The organism is Geobacillus sp., assembly GCF_017515625.1.
Classification (GTDB): domain Bacteria; phylum Bacillota; class Bacilli; order Bacillales; family Anoxybacillaceae; genus Geobacillus; species Geobacillus stearothermophilus.
This window is the reverse complement of sequence record NZ_JAFWFM010000044.1, coordinates 1-9012: the sequence shown is the minus strand read 5'-3', so window position 1 is coordinate 9012 and position 9012 is coordinate 1. Positions and strand designations below refer to the sequence as shown.

The window sequence follows — 9012 nt, the reverse complement described above, 5'->3', positions numbered from 1 at the left end:
AGGATGAAAACAACCTTCTGTCGAATGGTCTCCTTGCAGCTGGGGTCATGAGGTCGTTGTATCTATGGTACGTAAAAGTCCGATATATAGACGGACCCCAGTAGTCTGGTTCACTACGGAATGTCGCTCCTTTGGAATCAAATTCCGAAGGCTAGGCGGGTTCCGTTTTTTTGTCTTAAATGGTGTTTTCAGGATAGACGGCGGTAACATCCTTCGCTTTTATCGGTTGTACGTCATTGCCTGCCGCCTCTAAAATAGAATAGGAAATCGAATATCCATTGTAATGGAACGTGGCGTATTCTCCATCGACCATCTTTTTATAAAAGTTTGTCTCCAAAATGGTATTCTCTGTTTCCTCCTCCCTGCCATCCATCATTTTCGACAGACAAAGTTCGACATGATTTTTCATTTTCTTCGGAAGCTTTTGCGAGTAAACCAATTTGTATGTGAAATGGAGAAAGAGTCCTAAACGAAGATTGCCAGTGGTTGCTTGCGATGGTGATCTTGATCACTTAGCGAAAGGCTGTAAACGATCGTTTTATTTGAACACCAAGCTACCCGCTTTCCGTGAAAATCCCGTCGGCAAGCGGTGATTTTCATCCCCGGGTCGAGGGCAAACTTGTCCATGGACCTTTCTTGGCGCTTTTTCTAGGTTTCGGTTATGATGAGGGTAAAACGAACGAAAGGGGGATCAGCATGTACGATAAACATTTATACGTCTTTGACGGCAACACCCCGCGCGAAGCGGTCATCCGCAACTATACGACAGACGACTTTGCTGATCTCATCCGCGTGCAGCAAGAAAGTTTAGAAGACGAAGAATCGCTCAACCATGCCGTGTTAATGGAATGGCGCAATCCTTTCAAGCAAAAACAAGGACACAATTGACAGAAACGAAAAAAAGGAATCACCCGCATCGGCCGCGAACTAAGAAAAGGAGAACGACCGACGGAAAGGAATCGCGGCCGATGAAATCGATTTTGTATAGTGATCCGCTTGCTCCTTTGCTTATTCGCAATGAATTGTTTTCCCTGCTGCCAGCGCACATTTCCCGTTTGACCGTCGTTTGCATCGGCAGCAACCGCATTAACGGCGACAGCTTAGGGTCGTTCGTCGGCACGCTGCTGGAAAACGCTTATCCGGATCATTTGACCGTCATCGGTAACTTAGAAAGCCTGTCGATGCAACGAACATCCGTCGTGTTTCCGAGCGGCTGCAACACGAGCGCGGAGCGTATGTGGTGGTAATCGACAGCATCGTCGGCCCGCAGCCGTTTGTCCATACGATCGCCATCCGCCCTGGCGCCCTTTCCCCTGGCACGGCGCTCGGCAAATCACTGCCACCGGTCGGAGACATCAGCGTCATGGGAGTCATGATGGAGGACACGGCCGATGTAAGCGCGCTTCCGTATACGAATTTGCACATCGCTATCGGCCTTTCGCTTACGGTCCGGCAGCGGTATGGCTATGAATCGTCGACGCCGCTGGTGGCATAACGCAAAACTAAAAAAGCGCGGCGAACGTAAACGTCGCCACGCTTTCATTCAGGCAAGTGAAAATGTTCGTTTGACAAACGACACGACTTCCTCAGCCGTGCCGAGCGACAACACCGTCTCTTTGATGCGAGCCGCCTCTTCTTTCGCCAATTGTTTCAACTGAGCGCGCGCCGGCAAAATCGAGGTGGCGCTCATGCTGAACTCATCAAGGCCAAGGGCAAGCAAAATCGGAATCGCGATCGGGTCGCCGGCCATTTCCCCGCACATCCCGACCCATTTTCCTTCGCGATGGGCGGCATCGATCACGTGGCTGATGAGCCGCAAAATCGCCGGGTTGTACGGCTGGTACAAATACGCAACCCGCTCATTCATCCGATCGGCCGCCATCGTATATTGGATCAGGTCGTTCGTTCCAATGCTGAAGAAATCGACTTCTTTCGCAAACTGGTCCGCCATGACGGCAGCTGCCGGGATTTCCACCATCATGCCGACTTCAATTCCATCCGCAACGGCAACCCCTTGGCGGAGGAGCGCCTCTTTTTCTTCAAGCAAAATGGCTTTCGCTTGGCGGAATTCATCGAGCGTCGCAATCATCGGGAACATGATTTTCAAATTGCCGTACACACTCGCCCGCAACAAGGCGCGCAGTTGCGTCCGAAACATGTCTTGCATCTCAAGGCAAAGGCGGATCGCCCGGAACCCTAAGAACGGATTCATTTCTTTCGGCAGCTGCAAATACGGCAGCTCTTTGTCGCCGCCAATGTCAAGCGTCCGCACAACGACCGGCTTGCCATTCATTTGTTCCAGCACCGTTTTGTAAGCCACAAACTGTTCGTCTTCCGTCGGCAGTTCCGAGCGTCCCATGTATAGAAATTCTGTGCGATACAATCCGATTCCTTCCGCTCCGTTCGCCAACGCTCCTTTCACATCGTCTGGCGTGCCGATGTTGGCAGCCAGCTCGACATGAATGCCGTCAGCCGTCACGGTCGCCTCGTGAACGAGTTTCGCCCATTCTGCCTTTTGCGCCTCGTAGCGGGCCCGTTTTTGTTCATATTGGGCGAGCAACTCCGGCGATGGATTGATGATTACTTGGCCGTCGAGCCCATCGACAATGACGATGTCGCCGTTTTTTACTTCCGCCGTCACCGTCTTCGTGCCGACGACGGCAGGGATTTCGAGCGAACGGGCCATAATTGCTGAATGCGACGTCCGCCCGCCGATGTCGGTGGCAAATCCTTTCACATATTGGCGGTTCAGCTGCGCCGTATCGGATGGCGTCAAGTCTTCCGCGATAATAACGACTTCCTCAGAAATGAGGCTCGGGTTCGAGATTGTGACGCCAAGCAGATGGGCGAGGACGCGCTTTGTCACATCGCGGATGTCGGCGGCCCGTTCTTTCATATATTCATTGTCCATCGCCTCGAACATCGAGATGAAAAACGAGGCGGTTTCATCGAGAGCGTACTCGGCATTGACGCGCTCCGTTTGGATTTTTTCTTTAATCGGGTTCAACAATTCTGGGTCGTCAAGCACAAGCAAGTGAGCGGCAAAAATGGCAGCTTTATCTTCGCCAAGCTTTTCCAAGGCATGCTGCTTGATGGCTTCCAGCTCTTCTTTCGCTTTCGCCACCGCCGCCTCAAACCGCGCTACTTCCGCTTCAACATCGGCAACAGCCCGTTTTTCGGCTGCCAAATCAGGGGTTTCTAAGCGGTATGCCTTCGCGATGGCAATACCGCACGATGCAGCAATCCCATGGATCGTTTTTTCGCGGATTGCGTTTCCCATTATTCTGCAAGACCTTCTTTCGCCAACGTATCCGTTAACGCCGCCATTGCTTCCGCCGCATCGTCCCCTTCTGCCGTGATTTTGATCGTTGCCCCTTTCGGAATGCCTAACGACATGACGCCCATGATCGATTTTAAGTTCACTGTTTTGCCGTTGTACTCAAGCTGGATTTCGCTGTTGAATTTGCTCGCCGTTTGCACCAAAATCGTCGCCGGACGAGCGTGGATGCCGGAATCCGAAACGACTTTAAACGTTTTTTCTGCCATGTTCATCATTCCCCTTTTTTTCAATTTTTAATTTTTCCTTTGCCATCATATCAAATGCAGGGGCGGGATGGCAACGGAAAATGCTTGTCCCCGCCCCGCGGCGAATAAGCAGCTTAGCGGATCGTCACAACAGCGTCTTCTCCTCGAGCAACTGAGCCTTGCTTGTTGACGTGAACCGTTTCGCCGGCTTGGAGATTCGTGAAAATCACCGGTGTGACGATCGATGGGGCGTTCTGTTTGACATAATCAAGGTCGACGCGTAAAATCGGCTGTCCTTTTTTCACTTCGTCGCCTTCCTTCACAAGCGCTTCAAACCCTTGGCCGTTCAGCTTCACCGTATCGATGCCGACGTGGATCAACATTTCATGCCCGCCGGCCGACTGAATGCCAATGGCGTGCTTCGTCGGAAAGACGTTGATGATCTTCCCATCAACCGGAGAGACGACCGTGCCGTCCGTCGGCATGACTGCGAACCCATCGCCCATCATTTTTTGCGAAAACACTTGATCCGGCACTTCAGCGAGCGGAACGATTTCTCCGGACATCGGCGAAGCGATCGTTTCAGACTCCGCGGCTTCCGAAGCCGCTGTTTTCGGCTTTTCTTCTTCCGCCGCACGGGCCGGCGCTTTTCCTTGCATGATGTCTTGAATTTGCCCTTTTAACATATCCGATTTCGGACCGAAAATCGCTTGCACGTTGTTGCCGACTTCCAGCACCCCGGCAGCGCCAAGCGCCTTCAGGCGGTCTTTATCGACTTGGCTAATGTCATGGACCGACACGCGCAAACGTGTAATGCAGGCGTCCAAATGTTCGATGTTTTCCTTTCCGCCAAGAGCAGCGAGCACTTTATACGGTAGGTCGCCATCAGCGGCCGCCTCGGCTTTCGGTGCTTCCTCGACCGTTTTTTCCCGGCCTGGCGTCGCCAAATCCCATTTGCGGATCGCAAAGCGGAATCCGAAATAATAAATCACGGCCAACACCAAGCCGACCGGAATGACAAGCCACCATGCCGTCCGGTGTGGCAGAACGCCAAACAGCAAGAAGTCAATGACCCCGCCGGAGAACGTCATCCCGATTTTGACGTTCAACAAGTGCATGATCATAAACGACAAGCCGGCAAAGACGCAGTGAATGGCAAACAGCGCCGGGGCGACAAACAAGAACGAAAATTCGATCGGTTCGGTAATCCCGGTCAAAAACGATGTCAACGCGGCCGACCCCATGATGCCGGCCACAACTTTTTTGTTTTCCGGCCGCGCTTCATGGTAAATCGCAAGCGCCGCTGCCGGAAGGCCGAACATCATAAACGGAAACTTCCCGGTCATGAACGTGCCGGCCGTCAGTTCCACGCCGTCTTTCAGCTGCTCGAAAAAGATTTTTTGGTCGCCACGGACCACTTGCCCGGCTTTATTGACGTATTCGCCAAATTCAAACCAAAACGGTGCATAGAAAATGTGATGCAAGCCAAACGGAATCAACGCCCGTTCGATGACGCCGAAAATAAAGGCGGCCAACGTTTTGTTCGCCTCGATCATATTGTGCGAAAACGCATTGAGCCCGTGCTGAATCGGCGGCCAGATGAATGTCATGATAATGCCGAGCACGACCGCAGACGCCGCCGTCACGATCGGCACGAACCGCTTGCCGGCAAAAAAGCCGAGATATTGAGGCAGTTCGATATTGAAGTATTTGTTGTACATGTACGCGGCCAAAATCCCGACGATAATCCCGCCAAAAACGCCGGTTTGCAGCGTCGGGATGCCGAGAATGTTGGCATACGACGGGTCAGCGCGGACCATATCGGCCGTTACACCTAAGATGACGCTCATCGTCACGTTCATAATCAAGTAGCCGATGATCGCCGCCAAGCCTGCGACTCCGTCCCCGCCGGCAAGGCCGATCGCTACGCCGACCGCAAACAAGAGCGACAAGTTGGAGAAGACGATGCCGCCCGCTTGCTCCATCACGTTGGAGACGAGCACGATCCAATCGGCTTTTAATGCGGGAATTTTATCCGTGAGCGCCGGGTTTTTCAACGCATTGCCAAACGCCAGCAAAATCCCGGCCGCCGGCAAAATCGCCACCGGCAACATGAGCGCTTTCCCGACTTTTTGCAGCGTGCCAAACGCTCGCTTCATCTTCATAACCTCCTTTAGATTTCTTTATCTTAAGTTTTGCAGCAAACAGCCGATTCATGTATCGAAAATGGGGCGGACGCTTCCGAGGGGCATCGGCGCAATAAAAAAGGCATGACTAAAGAAAGGCAAAAAGAACGCTTACAACAGCGCACATACATTCGCAACTGTTGCCGCCTTATTTGCCCTCTTTACTCATGCCTGATCGAGTCAGTAACACGTAAAGCGAGACAACCTATGCGGTTGTATTGTTCTTTTTCTCCGCCAGCCGTTGCAAATGCAACGTCAAATAGACCGCCTCGGCATCGTCTGCCGGCAGATGAAGCGTTTGCTGCATGACCTTAACCAACTTCCATGCTAGATTATAGCACAATGGATACGCTTCTTTCAAGATTTTCGACAAATTTTTTGGTTCTTCGACTTTTTCACCTTTTTTCATCCGCTCAATCGCATAGCGCAAATGGCGGACGAAACGCAAATAATGAACGCTCTCGCGGTCGATGTCAACGCCAAGCTGTTGCTCGACGATCTTGACAAGGTCAGCAATGAGCTGGGAATATCGATTCGCTTCCGACACGCTTTGTTTCGAAATCGCGCTATGAATATGAAGAGCAATAAAGCCTGTCTCCCCTTCAGGCAGGGATACTCCGAGCTTTTGTTCAATCGTGCGGGCCACTTCATGGGCAATTTCATATTCCAACGGATACAAGCTTTTCGTCTCAGCCAAAAACGGGTTTTTGACGTCCAATCCTTGCTCAAGCCGCTTTAATGTAAAGGCGATATGGTCCGTCAGCGCCACATGGATGTGCTCGTCGAGCGGTGCGCCCACGCGTTGCTGAATATGTTGAACCACCTCGCTCATGAGGGCGATGAATTCTTCGCTCAATTCCGGAAGCAGCTTTTTGTATTGCTCTTGTTCGCGTTCGTTTTTGAGGACGAAACATTTTTCCACGGCACTTTCCGCAATTTCATCCCCCTTTTTTTTGCCGAAGCCGATCCCCTTGCCAAGCAGGACGACTTCACCATACTGGGAGTGGAAAGCGATTAAAACGTTGTTATTGAGCGCCTTTTCCACACGGAACGACTGCTCCATCGGGCCCCCTCCTTTCCGTTCCGCCTGTCCGCCGTTCATCCACGTGACTAATTATAAATCGGAAAGCCGTCCTTCTCAATGAAAAAAAGATGGAGGTTTTTTGGATGGGAGGCTGTTCTTCTTTCCATACTATAGAGGGCGATGCCGTGAAGGGGGATTCGCATGCCATACATTTCCATCAACAGCCGCGTCCGTCTCTATTATGAAGAAAAAGGGAACGGAACACCGCTATTGTTCATCCATCCCCCTGGGATGGGGCATGTCGTTTTTTGCCGCCAAAAGCCGCTCGCCCGCGATTTTCGCCTCATTTTATACGACATGCGCGGCAACGGGCGAAGCAGTCCGTCGGATGGACCGATTACGGTGCCGCTGCTCGCCGATGACGTCTCGGTGTTGCTTCGCTCCCTCGGCATCGGGCGCGCGATCATTTGCGGCGACTCCAGCGGCGGGTCGGTCGCACTTGATTTCGCCCTTCGCTATCCACAGCATGTAAAGCAACTTATTTTGATTGGCGGATTTCCTGAAGTGTGTACCCCGCTGCTGTGGGGTGAGTTTTGGCTTGGCATTTCCGCCGCCAAACTCAGAGCCATCCCACTGCTCTCCTTGGCACTCGCCCTCGGGCACGGAACAAACCAGCGCGAGCGGCGGCTGTTGAGGCGATACGCCCAGATGGCCAACAAGCGGGATTTAGAGGCCGCGTATCGGGCTGGGCTCGTCTACCGCTGCACGGAGCAGCTCTCCTCCCTGCGCCTGCCGGTGTCGCTCATTTACGGAGCGCGCGACCGTTACATTCATTTCTATATAAGTTGAATTAAAGATTTACAACTGAACACACAAACGATCGATCGTTTGTTCTGGTTTCTGGTTGATTCGCTGAATAAAGGCTTGGACATTCTTTCTAATTTCTTGCACACTCGAATAGAACACGTTGTAAATCACGTCTGATTTCAGCCATTTCCATAGCCCTTCAATCAAGTTCAATTGCGGACTGTATGGTGGCAAAAAGACGAGCTCTAACCGATCTTCGTGTTCTTTTAAAAATGGCTGAATGAGTTTGGCATGGTGAATTCGAGCGTTATCTAAAATCATCACTATTTTGCCTGTGGGATAGCGTTCTAACACAAGTTGAAGAAATCGAAGAAATGTTTCCGCGTCATAGCGTTCTTCTTCGATGCAAAACACTTCCCCTGTTTCGTAGTTCAACGTGCCAATCAGCTTCAGCCCTTGATGTTTTCCAAACGTCGGAATGATTCGTTGTTTTCCTTTGACAAACCATGTTTTTTGAATCGCTTGGTAATCACGAATCATCGACTCATCTTGAAAGAGGACATGGGCGATGTTCCCATCTACCAGTTTTTTTTTACTTCAGGGAAGGTGATTTCGACGAATTCTTTTTGTTTCTCTTCATCGGCATTGGCTAGTGTATAGGTCGGTTTCGTATAGCTTAGCCCTAACCGATGCAGAATGTCACTTGTTCCGCGAAGCGTGTATGTTGGCCCCCACTTTTGTTGAATGAGTTCAGCGATTATCGCAAGCGTCCAATTATATTTTGCTTCGAATCCCACATCTACGGGGAGCTGATGTTCAATGATCAAAGCCAGCTCTTTTTCCTGCTCAGGGGTCAATCGACGTGGGGCGCCAGGTGAGTATTTCATCTCCAGTCCATCAAGACCGCGCTGGGCGTAGGCATGAATATAGTTATAAATAGTTTTCTTGGATCGACCAATAATCGTTGCGATTTCTCCTTTGGTATATCCCTGCAAATGAAGATAAATCGCTTGGTAGCGTTCATATGCTCGTTTACTTTTTGCTTCTTTCATGGCAGTGGACAACTTTTCGATCTCGTCTTTGTGATTTGGCATCATATTTTCTCTCCGTTCCCCTATTTTCTCTTTTATTTATTCGCCGTGGAACGGGAGAAAACCTTTATTTCAATTTATATATATCACCATATTTCGCCGCTATGTGCCGCATGCTGGTGTTGTGTTGATCGACCAGGCCCGCCATCAAATTCCGACCAAACATAGCGAGGAGATGAACCTCCCCCACTTACGCCTGTAGGCGTTGAAGTGGGGGTTTCTTGCCTTTTTCTTTCCAGGTGTTTCACGATACACCGGGTTTCCCGTGTATCTCGTGACCAAGCACGGAAACACAACAGAAAGAAATAGCAAGCAACATCATGCCAAAGCATGAAGGGTGGGAACTCACCATCTACTACTTCTCGCTTACGCGATCCGT

General features: G+C 51.0%; 8 protein-coding genes and 1 pseudogene. 3 read left to right on the top strand and 6 right to left on the bottom strand.

Translation table 11 applies throughout. The features are described from left to right. Positions 1–175: 175 nt before the first annotated feature. Complete coding sequence (locus IKE44_RS02720) at positions 176–409, bottom strand: hypothetical protein (protein WP_121650170.1); 234 nt, start codon at positions 407–409, stop codon at positions 176–178. A 287-nt stretch (positions 410–696) separates the two neighbouring features. Between IKE44_RS02720 and IKE44_RS02715 the strand changes: the two genes are divergently transcribed. Beyond that, positions 697–888, top strand: coding sequence for a hypothetical protein (locus tag IKE44_RS02715; protein ID WP_033017367.1), 192 nt, complete (start codon positions 697–699; stop codon positions 886–888). A gap of 80 nt (positions 889–968) precedes the next feature. After that, positions 969–1495, top strand: a pseudogene (yyaC, locus tag IKE44_RS13710) (spore protease YyaC). A gap of 48 nt (positions 1496–1543) precedes the next feature. Here yyaC and ptsP read toward each other — a convergent pair. From ptsP to glcT, 4 genes are all read right to left on the bottom strand, one after another. Then, positions 1544–3280 (bottom strand): phosphoenolpyruvate--protein phosphotransferase, encoded by a 1737-nt coding sequence (gene ptsP, locus IKE44_RS02700; protein ID WP_287464936.1) that lies wholly within the window; start codon positions 3278–3280, stop codon positions 1544–1546. Then, on the bottom strand, positions 3280–3546 hold the full coding sequence (locus tag IKE44_RS02695) for a phosphocarrier protein HPr (RefSeq protein ID WP_033017364.1): 267 nt from the start codon (positions 3544–3546) through the stop codon (positions 3280–3282). Before IKE44_RS02695 ends, ptsP begins: the two co-directional genes overlap by 1 nt. Before the next feature lie 113 nt (positions 3547–3659). Beyond that, positions 3660–5684, bottom strand: a complete 2025-nt coding sequence (gene ptsG, locus IKE44_RS02690; RefSeq protein WP_033017363.1) for a glucose-specific PTS transporter subunit IIBC — start codon at positions 5682–5684, stop codon at positions 3660–3662. A gap of 232 nt (positions 5685–5916) precedes the next feature. Further along, positions 5917–6774, bottom strand: coding sequence for a glucose PTS transporter transcription antiterminator GlcT (gene glcT, locus IKE44_RS02685; RefSeq protein WP_033010766.1), 858 nt, complete (start codon positions 6772–6774; stop codon positions 5917–5919). A gap of 162 nt (positions 6775–6936) precedes the next feature. Between glcT and IKE44_RS02680 the strand changes: the two genes are divergently transcribed. Beyond that, complete coding sequence (locus tag IKE44_RS02680) at positions 6937–7584, top strand: alpha/beta fold hydrolase (protein ID WP_049625454.1); 648 nt, start codon at positions 6937–6939, stop codon at positions 7582–7584. A 9-nt stretch (positions 7585–7593) separates the two neighbouring features. Here IKE44_RS02680 and IKE44_RS02675 read toward each other — a convergent pair. Then, positions 7594–8639, bottom strand: a protein-coding gene (locus tag IKE44_RS02675; RefSeq protein WP_015374552.1) for an IS630-like element ISBs2 family transposase whose coding sequence is annotated in 2 segments (ribosomal slippage) — positions 7594–8133 and positions 8136–8639 — 1044 coding nt in all. Because the reading frame shifts where the segments join, the coding sequence is not laid out codon by codon here. Positions 8640–9012 lie beyond the last annotated feature (373 nt).